This is a genomic window from Leptospira dzoumogneensis, assembly GCF_004770895.1.
GTDB classification, from domain to species: domain Bacteria; phylum Spirochaetota; class Leptospiria; order Leptospirales; family Leptospiraceae; genus Leptospira_B; species Leptospira_B dzoumogneensis.
This window is the reverse complement of the sequence record NZ_RQHS01000026.1, coordinates 16111-33475: the sequence shown is the minus strand read 5'-3', so window position 1 is coordinate 33475 and position 17365 is coordinate 16111. Positions and strand designations below refer to the sequence as shown.

General features: G+C 42.3%; 16 protein-coding genes, 2 tRNA genes and 1 riboswitch. Of the genes, 5 read left to right on the top strand and 13 right to left on the bottom strand.

Going from position 1 to position 17365, the window contains the following annotated elements:
* Positions 1-5: 5 nt before the first annotated feature.
* The 3 genes from EHR06_RS18940 to EHR06_RS18930 form a co-directional block, all read right to left on the bottom strand.
* Positions 6-416 (bottom strand): bactofilin family protein, encoded by a 411-nt coding sequence (locus tag EHR06_RS18940; protein ID WP_100725072.1) that lies wholly within the window; start codon positions 414-416, stop codon positions 6-8.
* Positions 417-667: 251 nt separating this feature from the next.
* Positions 668-3142, bottom strand: a complete 2475-nt coding sequence (locus EHR06_RS18935) for a penicillin-binding protein 1A (RefSeq protein WP_135758452.1) — start codon at positions 3140-3142, stop codon at positions 668-670.
* A gap of 19 nt (positions 3143-3161) precedes the next feature.
* On the bottom strand, positions 3162-4229 hold the full coding sequence (locus EHR06_RS18930; protein WP_135758451.1) for a zinc dependent phospholipase C family protein: 1068 nt from the start codon (positions 4227-4229) through the stop codon (positions 3162-3164).
* A gap of 77 nt (positions 4230-4306) precedes the next feature.
* On the opposite strand from EHR06_RS18930, the gene EHR06_RS18925 reads away from it, so the two are divergent.
* Together EHR06_RS18925 and EHR06_RS18920 are read left to right on the top strand one after the other, a co-directional pair.
* The gene (locus tag EHR06_RS18925) at positions 4307-5578 is read left to right on the top strand and encodes a diaminopimelate decarboxylase (protein ID WP_135758450.1); all 1272 of its coding nucleotides are present in this window, start codon (positions 4307-4309) and stop codon (positions 5576-5578) included.
* Positions 5553-6263, top strand: a complete 711-nt coding sequence (locus EHR06_RS18920; RefSeq protein ID WP_135758449.1) for an IspD/TarI family cytidylyltransferase — start codon at positions 5553-5555, stop codon at positions 6261-6263. Before EHR06_RS18925 ends, EHR06_RS18920 begins: the two co-directional genes overlap by 26 nt.
* A gap of 160 nt (positions 6264-6423) precedes the next feature.
* On the opposite strand, the gene EHR06_RS18915 is transcribed toward EHR06_RS18920, so the two are convergent.
* From EHR06_RS18915 to coaE, 7 genes are all read right to left on the bottom strand, one after another.
* Positions 6424-6505 (bottom strand) — tRNA-Leu (locus EHR06_RS18915).
* Positions 6506-6585: 80 nt separating this feature from the next.
* A complete protein-coding gene (locus EHR06_RS18910; RefSeq protein ID WP_135758448.1) occupies positions 6586-8157 on the bottom strand; it encodes a methyl-accepting chemotaxis protein in 1572 nt (523 codons plus the stop codon).
* Between the two features lie 145 nt (positions 8158-8302).
* Positions 8303-9121, bottom strand: a complete 819-nt coding sequence (locus tag EHR06_RS18905) for a CPBP family intramembrane glutamic endopeptidase (RefSeq protein ID WP_135758447.1) — start codon at positions 9119-9121, stop codon at positions 8303-8305.
* Between the two features lie 24 nt (positions 9122-9145).
* Entirely contained in the window at positions 9146-9835 is a 690-nt protein-coding gene (locus EHR06_RS18900) for a hypothetical protein (RefSeq protein WP_135758473.1), read from the bottom strand.
* A 96-nt stretch (positions 9836-9931) separates the two neighbouring features.
* Positions 9932-10582 carry an FFLEELY motif protein gene (locus EHR06_RS18895; protein WP_135758472.1) on the bottom strand — a complete coding sequence of 217 codons (651 nt, stop codon included), beginning with the start codon at positions 10580-10582 and terminating at the stop codon, positions 9932-9934.
* Positions 10583-10669: 87 nt separating this feature from the next.
* Complete coding sequence (locus EHR06_RS18890; protein WP_135758446.1) at positions 10670-11335, bottom strand: SPOR domain-containing protein; 666 nt, start codon at positions 11333-11335, stop codon at positions 10670-10672.
* Positions 11332-11958 carry a dephospho-CoA kinase gene (gene coaE, locus EHR06_RS18885; RefSeq protein ID WP_135758445.1) on the bottom strand — a complete coding sequence of 209 codons (627 nt, stop codon included), beginning with the start codon at positions 11956-11958 and terminating at the stop codon, positions 11332-11334. The genes EHR06_RS18890 and coaE overlap by 4 nt, the downstream gene beginning before the upstream one ends.
* Before the next feature lie 131 nt (positions 11959-12089).
* On the opposite strand from coaE, the gene EHR06_RS18880 reads away from it, so the two are divergent.
* Positions 12090-12329: a hypothetical protein gene (locus tag EHR06_RS18880; protein ID WP_086446954.1), complete on the top strand. Its 240-nt coding sequence runs from the start codon at positions 12090-12092 to the stop codon at positions 12327-12329.
* A gap of 8 nt (positions 12330-12337) precedes the next feature.
* Here the strand turns inward: EHR06_RS18880 and EHR06_RS18875 are convergent.
* Positions 12338-12410, bottom strand: a tRNA-Phe gene (locus EHR06_RS18875).
* A gap of 39 nt (positions 12411-12449) precedes the next feature.
* On the opposite strand from EHR06_RS18875, the gene EHR06_RS18870 reads away from it, so the two are divergent.
* The gene (locus EHR06_RS18870; protein WP_135758444.1) at positions 12450-13151 is read left to right on the top strand and encodes a protein-L-isoaspartate O-methyltransferase family protein; all 702 of its coding nucleotides are present in this window, start codon (positions 12450-12452) and stop codon (positions 13149-13151) included.
* A 1-nt stretch (position 13152) separates the two neighbouring features.
* Here the strand turns inward: EHR06_RS18870 and EHR06_RS18865 are convergent, their stop codons facing one another.
* Together EHR06_RS18865 and EHR06_RS18860 are read right to left on the bottom strand one after the other, a co-directional pair.
* Complete coding sequence (locus EHR06_RS18865; RefSeq protein ID WP_135758443.1) at positions 13153-14046, bottom strand: porin OmpL1; 894 nt, start codon at positions 14044-14046, stop codon at positions 13153-13155.
* A 262-nt stretch (positions 14047-14308) separates the two neighbouring features.
* Positions 14309-15211 carry a porin OmpL1 gene (locus tag EHR06_RS18860; RefSeq protein ID WP_135758442.1) on the bottom strand — a complete coding sequence of 301 codons (903 nt, stop codon included), beginning with the start codon at positions 15209-15211 and terminating at the stop codon, positions 14309-14311.
* A 342-nt stretch (positions 15212-15553) separates the two neighbouring features.
* Positions 15554-15646: riboswitch (TPP riboswitch) on the top strand.
* Between the two features lie 115 nt (positions 15647-15761).
* Between EHR06_RS18860 and thiC the strand changes: the two genes are divergently transcribed.
* A complete protein-coding gene (thiC, locus tag EHR06_RS18855) occupies positions 15762-17351 on the top strand; it encodes a phosphomethylpyrimidine synthase ThiC (protein ID WP_135758441.1) in 1590 nt (529 codons plus the stop codon).
* Positions 17352-17365 lie beyond the last annotated feature (14 nt).

The following is a 17365-nucleotide window of genomic DNA, read 5'->3' as shown; positions in this document are numbered from 1 at the left end:
AAGAGTTATTCTTCCTTTCCGTTGTCCAGGGTCCTTGTTCCGCCAAAAGATTCTTCTACGATCTTTTTAACGTCTTTCTTTTGGCCTCCGGTTACGGTGATATTTCCTTTTGCTACCACACCTTTTGCCAGGGAAAGAGCGGGAGCGATAATATCCCCTAAGAGACGTCCGGTTTCTTCCAAGCGGACTTCTGATTCCGCCTTAATATTTCCGATCAAGGTTCCTGCTACGATCACTTCTCTCGCAGCAATATTAGTGCGGACCTTACCGGTTTCTCCAATAAATAATGCGTCGTCGGTTTTAATTTCCCCTTCGAATTTTCCGTCGATACGTAGGGAACCAGCGATATAGAATTTGCCCTCAAATATGGAACCTGGGCCGATTACGCTGTTATTATTATCCTTACCGATGGCCATCTGTTACTCCTGACTGCTGATTCATCTATTTGGTGGGCGGTTCCGAAATCGACAACTCTTTTTGTAAAAGGTGGATAAGAGAAGATATAAGGGGGAGGTGTCCCCCTCGCTTCAGCCGCTTCGCGTCTTCCGCTCCCCCCTCTCCGGGAATCTTATTTCTTCGGACCCCGGACCGACTTGGTTGTAAGAAAATAAATTTAAGTCTCACGCAGAGCCGCGAAGCCGCAGAGAGAGATTAGGGGTTTCAATAACTACCGAATGACATCCTCGTCACCCTCGAAGAGGTTCGGTTTTTTCTTCTTAGTAGTTCCTGGGTCTGCGGTATGGGTCGGGGTTGGATCCGGTTCGCTCATACCTCTATGGTCTTCGCAGACTTCTTTAGGAACCGTATCTTTATCGAAAACTTCTTCTTCCGTTTGGTAACAATGGCTGCCTGGCAGTTTTCCGGAGATGGAGCAGATGGTCCTGCGAACAATTTTTGCGTCTCCGAAATCGAATGATTTGGATTTTTCTTTGGCAAGTGCATTCGCCATAAATCTTCCCCAGATAGGAGCGGCTACAACTGCACCTGACATTCCACGGCCTAACGAAAGTGTTCCAGTATCATATCCCACCCAAACGACCGCTACAAGTTCAGGAGTGTAACCTGCGAACCAAGCATCTCTAAAATTATTAGTGGTCCCAGTTTTTCCTGCGGCAGGGCGAGTGAGTCCGTAAGATCTTGCTCCGGTCCCTGTTCCTTTTTTGATCACGTCTTCCATCATGGAAGTGATTACGTAACTTGTTTCAGGGGAGAGTAATCTTTTTCTTTCTTTGGATTCGAACTCTTTTCTGAAATCTTTGATCAGATTTCCTTGTTCGTCTTCTACATATAGAACGCTGAGAGGGAAAACTTGTTTTCCTCCGGAAGCAAATACCGCGTAAGATCTTGCGAGTTCATAAGGAGAAACTTCAAAACTTCCTAATGCGATTGAAAAGTCTCTTGGAAGATTTCTATTCTCCACTTGTAAAAGTTTTTCGAGTCTTGGCAGAAGATTATTCAAACCGGTATGTTCAAGAAGTCGAACTGCAACACTATTTCTGGAAAGTTCGAGTGCTTGTCTTAAACGGATAAATCCTGAATATTCTCCTGAATAATTACTTGGGTTCCATTCATCCCCATCTTCTAAAACATATTGAAGTGGAGAATCATCAAATAGGGAAGCAGCAGTAACATTCTTTTTGTCATCAGGGTGTTCATGATAATATTCCATCGCGGAAGCATACACTAAAGGTTTGAATGCGGAGCCAGGTTGTCTGTAAGCCTGGAATGCACGGATCTGTTGGTTATCTGATCTAAATCCTGAACCTCCTACCATCGCGGTGATATGACCAGTGTCCGGACGAATGGAAATTAACGCTCCTTCTACGGGAAGAAGATGATCCTCAGTAGCTTGGGTCCTATAATTCCAGTCGATTGCTTCTCCCAACATCTCCGTGCCTGAGATCAAATTTAATACGGATAGATCGTCCCTAAATTCTTCCTGCCAAGCCCTATTGAATGTTCTATAAGAACGGGAGATCTTAAATTTGAATTCTGGAAGATCATGAAGTTCCGCCAAAAGTTTATAGGTAGAACCGTAGGAATCTTCGAATGAATCAATTTTCGTGAAAGCCCTTTGGTTGGATAATTGGGTCTGTTGTTTTAAACCTGCAGCCAAGGCCTTTTCTGCCTGGGCTTGGTGCTGTATATTTAGGGTGGTATAGATCTTCAAACCGCCCTCGTATATCTGTTGAGAAGGTATATAACGGGCCAGGTTCTTACGCACATATTCCGTAAAATAAGGGAATTTATTGAGACGATCCGAGAATGCGGAATCGTTAGGAGAACGATTTAAGGTTATATAATATTCGGAGAATGCTTCGAATTCTCTCTCTGCGGTTTCCACATCCAGGATCCCGTTTTCCACCAGCTTTTTGAATACAACTCTTACCTTGGAAGCGGATGTATTCGGATTTACTAAAGGAGAAAATTCCTTGGGTCTTGTGGTCAAACTTGCAAGAAGTGCTGCTTCTCCCCAGCTCAAGTCCTTAATATCTTTTCTGAAATAGAATTTTGCCGCGGCACCTACTCCGATCGTTCCATGACCAAGCGGGATCTCGTTTAAATAGATACCTATTAAGGTTTTTTTATCGAATACAAGTTCGAGAAGAAGTGCAAGCCATGCTTCTCTTGCCTTACGTAAAAAGGATCTTTCCGTATTTAGGAATTTTAATCTGGCAACCTGCTGAGTGATTGTGGATGCACCTTCTTTCACTCTTCCTGCAAGAAGGTTGACCATGGTTGCTCTAAAAATCCCTCGAAGGTCCAGACCTTTGTGGGATCTGAAATTATTATCTTCCGTAGAAACAAAACAACGGATTACCTTATTATCATCCCAACCGCCGGGAAGATCTTCGTCGGTGATCACCACTCTGGAAAATCTATAAAATTCCGCGATAGGCTCGTATTTCCCTTCCGTGTTGAGTCCGAAGAGTAGAGAAGGTTTTTCGTAACGGTCCGCCTTAGGGACCTGCCAAATATCTTTGATAGAGAATACGAATAAAAATCCGTTTAAGAAGATAAGCCCCAAAACAAGATAGATAAGTTTGCGAACTGGGTCTGAAGAATCCAAACGGGATTGGACCTTATCCCTAAAAAGTACTACGAAATATCTTGTGAAAAAATCTACGGGTTCGTGTTTCATTTGGTTTTATGCTGATTTCTTATAAAGGCGAAAATTGGCGCATCTTATCTATGCCGTGGAATCTAAGACCGGTATCTAAATTATATCCTTGGTATTCTTTGATCATAGAAGAACGAGAAGTTTTGTCGTGAACATAACCCCAGGCATTCGTAACCGCATCTTTTGCAGCCTCGCATGCTTTGTTGATCAACTCCACAAAAGAATCATTACGGATCAGGTTCGGGTCCGCGGGATAAGACCATTCTCTTTTTTCTTCATTCATGATCCTCTTATCTATATGTTCCTTTAATGGAAGCATCAGGACGGAAGAATTTACTTTATGAAAAGTGATCTTATCTAAAAAGCTGAGTGCGGCTCTTACGATCTTACTTCTGGAATCCAAGTATCTATGAAAATACAAATAACCTAAGAAAGATTCGTTCAGAATATCTCCGGGAATGATCTTTTCTTCGGAGCCTATATACTTTTCTTTAAACTCTTTAGGGAAGGTTGCCTTTAAACTTTTCAACCAGAAGTTCCAAAGCATAGGATCCATTTTTTTCTGCCCGTCTTTTCCTTTGAAGATCACATCCACATGCTGCACAAAGTCGTACGCTTTAGGAGTCATTCCCCATCTGAAATCTAAGAGCCAAGAATCCAAAGCGAATTCCACTCTCATATGATTGTATTGAGCCTTGGAGCTGATCTGTTTATCCGGGCTATAATAATCTCCGGAAATAAAAAAGATATAAGGATGAGTGACTATATCCACGGCGCAGTGGATGATATAACCTAGAGTGAATGCGAGAAAACGATCTCTATAAATTCCTTCTTCGACCGTGAGGACCCCGTCCAAAAAATTCAGGATCAATTCCAAAACGTTTTCGTGATGGCTTAGGTCTCCCCAAGGAAGAGCCTTTTTGGTCCGAACCGGAGAAAGAACATGATAAAAATAGAAAATGTCGGGAGCGATCGCGCCTATATTGGCAAACTTACGGGTACCTTCTTCTCTTAACAGTTTTGCGATCTTTCTTTGTTCTGCGGTTCCGTGATCCAGATGTTTGCAGACTTGAGAAAGAGCTTCGAGATGAGTGATTTTGCCTGCCATATCGGAATTTTGCCTTTGAAAAAACCCGGACCGCTCTAAAAGATGGCCTAGAAGGATCTAGAAAACCCTCTAACCCTATGCAATCAATAGAAAATCTTAAATTTTTGACTCCCGAAGAAGCTAGAAAAATCGCAACAAATTTCGGAACCCCAGTATTTGTGTACTCTCGCAAAGGGATCGAAAAAAGCTGCGACGATACACTTGCATTCCCGAACGCTTTCGGACTGACCGTTCGATTCGCAATGAAAGCCAATCCAGGCAGAACGGTTCTGGAAATATTAAAGAAGAAGGGAATACAAATCGACGCTTCTTCGGAACATGAAGTGCAGCGCGCGATACTCGCGGGATTCAAACCTTCCGATATTCTACTCACTTCCCAACAATTGGCAAAATCCTTAAAGGATCTGATCCCGCAAGGGGTTCAATTCAACGCATGTTCTCTCCGACAATTGGAAGAATTTGGAAAATTATTTCCCGGCGGAGAAGTAAGCGTTCGTTTTAATCCAGGTTTAGGATCGGGCGCTACAAAGAAAACGGATGTAGGAGGTAAAACTTCTTCCTTCGGTATCTGGCATGAAGAGATCGGAAAAGTAAAAGAGATCGTTTCCAAATACGGACTCAAACTTGTTCGAGTTCACACTCATATAGGTTCAGGCTCAGATCCTGAAGTTTGGAAAGCAGTTGCACATTATACCTTAGAGATCGCAGCACAATTCCCTGATTGTAGGACTGTTAACTTGGGTGGAGGTTTCAAGGTGGGGAGAATGATCGGTGAAAAAACGACCGATCCTCAGGTTGTAGGACAGCCAGTAAAAGAACTCTTTCAAAATTATGCCAAAGAAAAAGGGATCCAACTCAAAATGGAAATAGAGCCGGGCTCCTTCTTAATGGTGAATAACGGAGCAATCCTCACTCAGGTGGATGATATTGTCTACACTGGAGAAGGCGGATATACTTTCGTAAAACTAGATATGGGAATGGATGTGAATACAAGACCCGCTTTATATGCGGCAAAACATCCATTGGTGGTGATCCCAGGAAAAGAAAACTCCGAACAAAAAACAGGAGACTTCGTGTATGTGGGACATTGTTGCGAAAGCGGCGACTTGATCACCCAGGAAGAAGGAGGTGGGCCTCAACTTAGGACCACTCAAATACCTGAGATTGGAGACTTGGTAGTGATGGAAGGAACGGGAGCTTATTGTTCTTCTATGTCCGTAAAAAATTATAATTCCTACCCGGAAACACCGGAAGTTCTGATCGATCTGGATGGAACCGTAAAATTAGTCCGTAAAAAGCAAAGTTTGGAACAAGTCCTTCAGAATGAAGTCCTGGTTTCCATCGGGTAATATATATCTTCTACTTCTTTCGGGAGGAACAGGCTCCCGGATGAAGTCCGATATTCCGAAACAATTTTTAGAATTAAACGGAAAACCGATCTTACTCCATAGCCTGGAAACATTTCTGGATTGGGGAAAAACCAAAAGTATCGTACTCGTATCACATAAAGATTATATTCTAAAGTCGGAAGAACTTTGTTTCCCTTATCTCAGAGAAAGAGATAGAATTGTAGAAGGCAGAGAGACCAGGCACGGATCCACGTTATCCGGAATTTCTTCCATTCAGTTTGCTCCGAACGATATTATTTTGATCCATGATGCGGCAAGACCGTTCGTATCTCAAGATGATTTGGACAATCTGTCCGTTGTGGTAGAAGGTGCAGGAGTTGCCACACTAGCTTCTAAAAACCACGAAACAGTATTGGAAGAAAATAATGGCAATCTCAAGTTTTTAGATCGGGACAAGATCTGGTTTATGAAAACTCCCCAAGGGATCCGGGGAGATATCTTGAAAAGTCTCCTGGAAAAACCATCTACAACGGAACCGACCGATCTATGCACTTGGGCCCAAGCTCACGGGATCAGTTCCAAGTTGGTAGAATCCAATCCTTATAATCTGAAAATCACGGAAAAGTCTGACCTTGCTCTGGCAGAAGCGATTTTGCCTTTGTTCCAAAGCTGGAAGAGCGAATAGGGCGACTCCTCACTTACGTTCGGACCGCGCTCTACGCTCAATCAGCGATGCACCATAACGCAATGGCGCATCGCCGGATTTCCGCTACGATCGCTGTCGCTTCGAGTCCCTCGAGATTTGTTTTATCAGAATGTTTGATTGTTTTGAAGAGGAAAGTTTTTGCGAGTGGAGGGACTCGAACCCCCACACATTACTGCACCAGAACCTAAATCTGGCGTGTCTACCAATTTCACCACACTCGCGATGGGTTACGAAAGTCAGTCTTTCAACGGATGCCGGGAAGTCAAGAATATTGAACTTCTAAAAACCGCCCGGCGAGGCTTTACTGAACTACCAGTCTTTTTGATTGTTCGGAAAGCTCCTCTAAGCTGGCTCTCATTCTGTTCGAACCTTCCGAGATGATATTCGAAGATTGTTCGATGGAAGAAAGTGCCTGGACCACTTCTTTGGTCCCGTTCTTCTGCTCGCTCGCGATGGACTCAATTTGTCTGGATAGATCGAATAGTTCCCGGAAAGATTTTAAGAAGGACTCATGGATCTTTCCTTGGTTTTCCACTCTGGATCTCAATTGGTTCAGGTTATCTACCACGGAAGTAAATCCGGATTCTTGGACGGAAACTTTTCGTTTTGTTTCTTCTGCCGCGGTGTTTCCGTTTGTGATCAGTTTTGCTGCTTCTCCGATAATTTTAGAGATTGTGGCTGCGTTTTCGGAAGCACTATCTGCGAGTTTTGCTACCTCTTGTGCTACTACCGCGAATCCTTTTCCGTGTTCTCCTGCTCTTGCCGCCTCGATAGAAGCGTTTAACGCTAGTAAGTTAGTCCTGTCGGCGATCTCTCTCATGATATCGTTAACATCTTGGACTTTTTGGAAGGATTTACTTACTTCTCCGAAATTATTTCCCAATACTTCCATTGCTCCGGAAACATCTTTGCTATAAACTTTGGATTCTTCCGTTGTTTTGGAGAGCGAGTCTGTGGAGATACGTACTTCTTTTAAGATCGAATTTAACGTATCACTTTCTTTGTTTAATTCTTCTATCTTTCCGAACTGTGCTTTTACGAATTCGGCTGCGCTGTCTGTGGATGCAGCTAATTCTTCAAGAGAAGCGCTGATCTGTTCCATACTGGAAACCTGGCTCTGGATCTCCGAGTTTAGAGTGTCCATTTCAGTTTTCATTTCAGAAGTATTTCTATTTAATGTAGAAGCTTCGCTAGTAATTCTATCTTTGGCCTTCTCCGCTTCTTCACTTTTTGCTTCTGCCTCGACAGTGGATTTGATCGCTACGTCTGAAACCGAAACTAAAAATTTTACCACCGAAGTTAAGATATGGATCCCTAAAACGAAAAATACGAATCGTATGATCTCGAAAAATATGGAGATCTCTGTGGACTTATCAGTGTTATATTTAAACTCCACTCCGTTCAACCATGCAAAATAATCCATGGAGAATGTTCCGATCAATGCCAAATATCCGACCATCAAAGTGGTCCTAGGGGAAAGAAGAAGTCCCGAATAGATCATCACGAAAAAGTACAACATGATGAAGAATGGCATCTTCAATGTTCCGACCATAGCTTCCGCATTTGCGGCGAAAACGGTTACTGTGATGAATATGAGCGAATACATTAAGATATCTAAGAACACGCATAGAGTTACAAAGGACTTTTTAAGTTTTCCTTTTCTGAGTAAGAAGATCTGAGCGACCCCGTAACCGAAAATGGTGAGTTCTATTAAAAAATTGATGAATGTGCTGGTTTGAGAACTGGACCCTTGAGAGAATAAAGCCAGAACGTTCACAAAAAGCATCACTATGGAAAATCCTATACGGATCTTGTTGATGCTGATCGCTCCTTTCTCTGAAAAATTTGTAGTTTGGACGGAGTTTGCCACCATTGTTTGTTTGCCTTTCTAATTCTAACGGAGTGATCCGAATATACGAATGGCCGAGATGGTTCGGCCAATATTGTTCGACTTCTAAAAACGAAAAAACTACACAGTTGTAATCCGAATAGAAAAAACGAGTCTTCGGATTGTTAGCTTATGCGGTTTTTTCGTGCCGGCTTCTAAATAAAAAGAATGTTAAAGATAATCCAAAACAAGTAATCAGTAAACCCAAAAGGTCTAGCCAAATAGGTTGTAGGACCTGAATTTTTCCTGCAATCGGGGCGGAAAAACCTGGGATCTCCAGTTCTAGTCCATGCAGAACGATAAGCGGGATCCCATTGAATACCGCATGAATTAAAATCGAATTCCAGATCGAATCCGTTTTATAAACTACCCAGGCCATATAGATTCCCAGAATACTCGATCCGATAAATTGCCAAGGATTCAAGTGGATCAGCCCAAATAACAAAGAGGAAAGAATAAAAGAAGAAGTAACCGAGAATCGTTTTAAGAAACGATCTAGGATCACTCCTCTGAACATAAGTTCTTCCGTGATCGGAGCTACGACTGAAAGTAAGATCGCGGATAAGAATATATTCTCCCCATCGAATAATCCTTGGAATAAGTTTATGATGAAGTCCGGTTTAGGAACTAACATAGAAAACAAATTATCCACTTCGGAAAGTAGAAAGGAAAAACCGATTGCTGTGATCGCGAAACTGATCGCTTCAAGCGGCTTCAACGGATTGAGTTTTAAAACTTCAGAATATTCTTTTTTAGAGATCCTAAGCCCGATCCAAATTGCAAATCCGAAAGAGGCTGAGTTTCCTATTGCAGTAATCACCTTTGTATCTATACTTAATTTTGTAGTGGATTGAAGGATCGCAAACACGATCCCTATTCCAAAACCTATAACTAGAACTAAGAGACAAAGGCCTACTGCACCTAAGAATGGATAATTTTTATTTTCCACAGATTAGAAATACACCTAATAAGATCAAGACTCCGCCGGAAGTCTTTTGCCGTCCAGCCAGCCTGCTACCCAAGCAAGAAGCACATAACCTACTAACGCCTGGATAGAAAATTCAGGGATCGTAAGCGGAGGAGGGAAGAATGGAGTTGCAATCGCTAAAACCAAAAGTATCCCGCCAAAGATCTGCATTCCGAACTTTCCACCGAATGTCGGGCCCGGTTTAGTCGCTTTGAAATATAATATCAAGCCGATCAAGGTAAGAGTTACTTCCGTAGCGATGGAAAGAGTTCTATTATGCCAAAGACCGAATCCTATTTTAGGACCTGAATCGAATAGGATAGGCAGATCCTCAGTATGCATTGGAAGATCTAAAAAATAATGAGAAAGAACGGTTAAACCTATAAGTCCTGAAATTTTGTTCTTTAAAGAATTTGAATATGGTTTGGATCTTAAAAAAACGAATTTAAAGATGAGAAAACACAAGATAGACCAACCGATCCCTCCTACTAGACTATGAGTGATCGGCATATAATAAAGATCGAAATTATTCACTTCCGTAAAACCCGGAACGAACCTAATACCTTCGATCCCGAATAAGATAAAGATCATAAACAGAATATCTACGAACTGAACTCCTATAAAACTCGCCCAAAGAGGAGTTTTAGGTTCCGCTTTTTTAGAAGCGAAAGAAACGCTATAATGCCCTATAAACATGAGTTTGCCCCAAGGCCAAAGGTCCGGCCGGAGCAAAGGATCTAGGAAATCTAAAAAAAGGCAAGATGGAATCTGAAAAGGAGTTCTTTGGAAAAATTAAAATTGGATCGGCTCGTGTTTGTCGCCGTTGATCAATTTGCCTAAAAGTCTGTTTTCTCTATCGATAAATGAATCAATGAACGGTTGTAAATCTTTGATCTTAGAAGATAAATTATAACCTGCTTCCATAGTATCCACTAAAGAAGTGGCTCCAACCATGGACGCTGCAACTTTGATAGGCGCCATGATGAGTTTCACCATAGGAAGTTTGGAAAGAGAAAAGAAAAACTTTAGAGTATCACCAACCATGCTGATCTGAGCTCTTCTATCTTCGAATCTGCCGGTCGCGCCTAATGCAGCATAAAGATTTTCTTGAGGGATCTCCCCGTTCTCCATCAGATTATTTTCGATAACTATTTTGGCAGTATCGAAATCCAAAGAATCGGTGAGTTTATTTAACAGAATAATCTGATGGATATTGTCGGTCATGGCCTTACCGGCGACCGTTTTTAATTTTTCATACAAACTTTCGAGCGCATTGTCTCTTTCTTCCTTGTTTGTAGGAGCGTAGAGATTGTTTTCGAAAAAGGAGGGGATCCCGTCGTATCCCTTAATCGATGTTAAAAGATCCGAATACGTATGACGCAATCTTTCGATTGTGGATCTGACAACGGCAAGACGAACTGGTTCGAGTTCTTTCAGATCCATTTCTGTTAACAACGAACTTGGGGTTTCACGGTTCCTAGGTCAATTGAAAAAATATAGAAGTTCAGCCGGCAGAATATGGAAAAAAAATTATTCCTTAGAGACCAAAGCGTTTTCTTTCAAGTTGCCGGGAAGTTTTTTCATGGATTTTTCAGCGTCTTCTTTGGACGGAAAATTTCCCATACGAACAGTAAAATAACCGTTTTTGGTTTTTTTCACGTAGGACTTCCCGCCTAAAGACGACTTGAGTTCATCCGCCTTTTCTTTGGTCTTGAATGCCGCTACCTGAACGAAAAAATCATTATCTGCCTTGTGAACAGCCGCCTTACGAGGAGAAGTGTGAACTGATCTCTTGGATTCCTTTTCTTTGCGGACTAATTTTTTTTCAGGATGAGAAGAAGATGGGGCTTCTACTTCTATCTTAGACGGTTCTTCTTTTTTTGCGGGAGAAACATCGGATCTTAGATCCACAACTTCCGCACCTGGAGGAAGATTTCTAAATTTAACTTCTTCTTCTTTTTTAATTGTAGAAGTAGCGGAAGATTCTTCCATCGCTTGGTTCACAGTAGAAGAAGATAAGGATTGTATATTATCTCTATTAGAGTTCAGAGCCAAGTCGTCCTGCACTTGGCCTCTTTTTCTGCCTACGGAAACTCCTAAGAAGAAGAATGAAAAAAGAAGTCCCACTAAAAATAGGGAGAGTAGGGAGATCCTTTTATTGTCTAGATTGATGACGTAGAAAACTTTTTCCTTCATTTCATTCTTCCTTTTAACTCAGCGTACAAATATTCGCATTCTTTACGAAGGTCCGACAAATCCCCTGTGTTCTTAATGGTATAGTCGGCCTTATTCGCTTTTTCCTGAAGTGAAAGCTGACTTTTTGCCCTGGCCTCCGCTTCTTCTCTAGTGATCCCATCCCTTTTTACTGTCCTTTCTAGGGAAACTTCAGGATCAGAGATCACGCAGACCGTAACATCACAAAGTGTATAAGAGTCCGTTTCGAATAGAAGTGGGACTTCCCATAGGACCAGGCTGCCTTCTTTCAAGCCGCCCAGGACTTCCAAAAACTCCTTACGTATCCTTGGATGGGTCAAAGAGTTTAGGATTTTCAGTTTTTCGGGATTCCCGAATACCAACTTAGCGATCCTTTTACGATCTATCTTGCCTGACTCATCCAGAATTTCCGAACCTAAGGAATCTATTAGTTCCTTCGAGATCGGGCTGTCAGGATCCGTATATTTACGGGCAATCTCGTCAGCGCTTATCCTGACTCCGCCCAACTCTTCTAAGATCCTAGCTGCAGTGGATTTACCTCCACCGATCATCCCTGTGATCCCGACAAGAAAGGCCCCGTCAGTTCTAAGAGAGAACCGAGTCATTGGGAAAGATTATACAAAAAGGCTTTTTAGTACAAGCTTTTTAAGGATCGTCTGCATAAGTAAAATGCTTGGGCAGAAGAGAAGAATAAATCTCTTTCCAAAAGATCTATACTTGATAGAGAAGTAGAATCATGAAATACTTAGAAACTTCTCAAATCATCCCTGCAAAAGGGATGTCCTACACAATGTACGAGATAGAAGGGGAGGATCAGATCTTACGGATGCTTACTTATATACCGGATACGGATGAGATACATGTGTATCCAAAACCGCCGGTAAAAAAATTATATAAGCCCGAACTTTGCAAACAAGTGGAAGATCTGGTATTTACCGAATTATGGAAATTGGGAGAGGAAAGGAAGAACGGATAATCGGGTTTTGGCTTCGGGCAGAATCGAACTGCCGACACAAGGATTTTCAGTCCTCTGCTCTACCGACTGAGCTACAAAGCCGAACCCATAACCAAATTACTGAGTCGGGCCTATACGTCAATGGAAAATCCTGATTTAGGCTTCGTCTCCAGGTTTGATGATGCGGGGACTGTTCTTGCGAGAGAAAGAATGGTCCGAACCCAAATCTCCGACAGAGGGATCAAGGATCCAAATCTACTTTCTGCATTTCTGAAAGTTCCCAGACATATATTCCTTCCGGAAAAAACCAGAGAACATTCTTATGCAGACAAAGCGGTTCCGATCGGGGAAGAGCAAACAATTTCCCAGCCGTATATAGTCGCATACATTGCCGATCAATTGAAGGTAAGATCTGGAGATTCCATTTTAGAAATAGGCACAGGTTCGGGTTATTTGGCCGCTATTCTGGATTTGCTCGGAGCAAAACTTCTCTCTTTGGAAATTGTGCCTGAATTGTACGAAAGATCTTTAGTAGTTTTGGAAGATTGGTCCCCCGGATTTACAAAAAGAAATCAGATCTTATTCGGAGATGCGTTACTCCTCACTCAAACAAAAGGAAAATTTTCTAAATTCGTATCTTCTGCCTGTTTTCCAAAAATCCCGGGACCCGGGAGTTTGGTTTTCGAGTCCCTACCGGAAGAAGGACTTGCGGTGCTTCCGGTAGAATGGAAAGAAGAAGTCCAACTGCTTCTCACTTTAAGAAAAAAACAAAATCGATTTGAAGAAACAAATCGATTGCCTGTGAAATTCGTACCTTTGCTTGGAAGAATAGATTTGGTTTAACTCAGATCTCGTGTTTATAACCGAATCTATATTGGTTTCCACCTAAAACCTGAGGATAGGCGACACTTGGTGCTAGGCCTACCATTCCACCTTCCGAACTCGGATGGGCAATTCCATACTTGAAGGAAAACAAAGTTTCCATTTCCATGTATACATGACCTTTATCCGATATTCTTGCTTGTGCACCTAATAACCAATTGGGTGCAATCCCGGAGACATTAAATTTTGTGTTTTCCCAATTCGCAGAAGGTGCTGTTCCATCTGCAACTAAACCTAGAACGGTAGTGTCCGTAATGCCTGCATTGACTAAAGTTTCATGCACATCGTTCAAGCGGTTATTTCCGGCTAAACTCCATCCACCTTTGAAGTAATGAACTCCTGCACCGATATAAATTGAGGCATCTTCGGAGATCGAAAGTTTGATCCCTACATTGACCGGAATTTGGATAGCATTATAGTCCCAGGTCATATGATAAAAAGATTGTCCTGCAAATTTTGCTTCCGTATCTCCTCCCATAATCTTTCGGGTATAATGAGCGTTTATTCTCCAGAAGAAAACCTTTCCAAGATCCTGTTCATATCCTAAAGAAAGAGTAAGTCCAGTCATTGCTCCGTTTGTTTTAGCGCTAATGAGACCGTTGGAAGAATGTTGCAATGTGAGCAGACGGTTTTCAGGAATGACTGCTCGGCGGGGAAGAACTCCAGGTGTACCGTCGGTAGCCTTTGTAGAGAAACTTCCGGCAGAATCCAAACCGTCAGTGGAGATCGTACTTCCTAAATCTCCCAAATCAAATTGTAATCCTGCACTACCCATCACATATGATTTTGCATTCAAGTAGATTCCTGGTGTTAGGAATAGAAGGATCAGGAATATTCTTCCGGTGGTTTGTATCATGGGCTGTCTCCAAGGTAAGTTTTAGAACATTTTTACTGGAAATGGATACACTTCCAGGCAGCCATCGTTTTTTCATTTTAGATCATTACATGATCGTTATGTGATAAAGTTTTAAAGAAGGTGTTTATGCCCTTAGGGATGGAAAAACTTATATTTCGCTTATTAATTTAGGAAGAAAGCTAACGTTTTAAAGAAAAGATATGAGGAAATAAAAAAGGCCCTCCTTGCGGAGAGCCTTTGCATACAAACAAAAATCTAAGAATTAGATCTCGTGTTTGTATCCGAATCTGTACTGGTTTCCACCAAGAACTTGAGGATACGCAACGGAAGGTGCTAAGCCAACAGCGCCACCAGCAGATCTTGGGTGAGCGATGCCGTATTTGAAGGAGAATAAAGTCTCAACTTCCATATATAGGGAACCTTTGTCGGAAATCTTAGTTTGAGCTCCTATCAACCAGTTTGGAGCCACTCCGGAAACTTGGAAGGTAGTTTTTTCCCAGTTTGCAGAAGGATCGGTTCCATCAGCAACGAGGCCCATTATTGTGGTTAGACCAGGTGTAGTAGGAGGTAGAGCTGCTAATGCATTGTGAACATCACTCAAACGGTTACTTCCTGCTAAGCTCCATCCACCATTGAAGTAGTGGACCCCTGCTCCGATATAGAAGGAAGTATCTTCAGTAACGGATAGTTTGATACCTACGTTCACTGGAACTTGAAGTGCATGGTAGTCCCAAGTGATGTCGTAGAAAGTTTGTCCTGCGAATTTACCGGTAGTTTCTCCACCCATAACTTTGCGAGTGTAGTGCGCGTTTGCTCTCCAGAAAAATGCTTTTCCAAAATCTTGCTCATATCCCAAGGAAAGAGTAAGACCTGTCATAGCACCACTGGTCTTAGCGCTGATCAATCCCATTGTAGTGTGTTGCAAACTGAGTAAACGATTTTCAGGGATGATTGCACGACGAGGTAGAACTCCTGTAGTTCCATCTGTAGCTGTAGTGCTATAGTTAGTGGAAGAATCCAAACCGTCAGTTGCAATTGTATCGCCCAAAGATCCAAGGTCGAATTGGAGACCGAGGCCTCCAGTGATGTAAGACTTTGCGCTTAAGCCGAATGAAGAACAAAGTACGGCGAAAACTAGCAAAGCTTTCGTGATGTTACGAACCATTTAAATAGCTCCTTAAACTTTTCGTATAGTAGAGTGGTTTTTCACCTGGACCATTTATGTCTATAGCTGGGCCCAAGCATTGGACAGGACAATATCGATGCGGACCTGGGTGTCAAACAGATATTCCCAATAAAATAAAAAAGTCCGTTATATCAGATTTTATTTTGAACATTTGTTGTAAAAAATAAACATTCACTTCCTCTTCTTTGAGAATCTTAACATCCGTTCGTTAATTTTGATTTTTAAAACTTTGAGAAAAATCAATGAATTCTCTATCACGAATACAAGTGAGAAGTTTCGGAAAAACTCCTTGCAAGACTAGAATTTAGGAATCCAATGGAGAAGAACCGTTGGGGGTGGGACCAAAAGTCTCTGAGAGAGTCCCCGGAACCTGATCAGGATAATGCCTGCGAAGGGAAACGGAAAAAAACGAACGCCCGAGATCTAGGTCCGCAAAAGATTATAAATTTCGCATGGACTTCTTCCCGAGCCCTTTTTCTTTTCCTCTTTTTTCAGATTCCGGAATTTTCCCCGACATGGGAGAAACACTATGGAATCCAATCAAACTAAACCTCCGTTCGAAATTCCTCGAAAAGAGATACGCTTAAGCAACGGATCCGTTTACAGCGCTTATACTACAGAAGGTCCTTGGAAAGACGGATGGAATCCTTCCGATTGGAAGGCAGGGATCCCTAAACTTAGGCAAGAATGGATCCACAAAAGAATTTCGGGTCCTTCTCCGGTCCAAAATCATTCCCAAATGTATTTCGCAAAACAGGGGTTGATAACCGAAGAAATGAGATATGTAGCACTGCGCGAAGGAATGGATCCTGAATTCGTGAGAAGTGAGATCGCAAGAGGAAGAGCGATCATTCCTTCCAATAAAAACCATCCGGAACTTGAGCCGATGATCATAGGTAAGAACTTCCTGGTGAAAATTAACGCAAATATAGGGAACTCCGCTCTTTCTTCTTCCATTGAAGAAGAAGTGGAGAAGCTGCGCTGGTCCATCAAATGGGGAGCAGACACTGTGATGGATCTATCCACTGGAAAAAATATCCATGAGACTAGAGAATGGATCATTCGAAATTCCCCTGTCCCGATCGGTACCGTTCCGATCTACCAGGCTTTGGAAAAAGTAAAAGGTAAGGCGGAGAACTTAAGCCTTTCCGTATTTTTAGAAACTTTGGAAGAGCAGGCGAAACAAGGTGTGGATTATTTCACGATTCACTCGGGAGTTCTTCTTAGATATATCCCGATGACTTCTAAAAGAGTGACAGGTATAGTTTCCAGAGGCGGTTCCATCATTGCAAAATGGTGCTTGGCTCATCATCAGGAGAATTTCCTGTACACCGGTTTTGAAGAGATCTGCAAGGTGATGAAAAAATACGGAGTATCCTTCTCCTTGGGTGACGGTTTACGTCCCGGAAGTATTGCGGATGCAAACGATGAGGCACAATTTTCGGAATTAAGGACCTTGGGAGAACTTACACAGATCGCTTGGAAAGAAGATATTCAAGTAATGATAGAAGGTCCTGGTCATGTTCCAATGGATAAGATCAAAGAGAATGTGGACTTGCAGATGGAAATTTGTAAGGAAGCTCCATTCTACACATTAGGGCCGCTAGTGACCGATATTGCACCCGGCTATGATCATATTACTTCCGCGATCGGAGCCGCGATGATAGGTTGGCATGGAACTGCAATGCTTTGTTATGTAACTCCGAAAGAACATTTGGGACTTCCTGATAAAGAAGATGTGAAACAAGGAGTGATCGCTTATAAGATCGCTGCACATGCGGCGGACCTTGCGAAAGGACATCCAGGTGCCAAAGAAAGAGACGATCTATTGAGTAAGGCAAGATTCGAATTCAGATGGGACGATCAGTTCGCACTTTCCTTGGATCCGGATACTGCACAGTCCTTTCATGATGAAACACTTCCGCAGGACAGGATGAAAACCGCACATTTTTGTTCTATGTGTGGCCCTCATTTCTGCTCCATGCATTTGACCCAGGAACTTAGAAAATACGCGGAAGAGAAAGGGATTTCGGACGAGAAGGCTATGGAAGAAGGATTTAAAGAAAAATCCGAAGAATTTTTGAATAAAGGCGGAACTGTCTACGTCTCCTCCGAGTAGCTTGACCTTTCCAA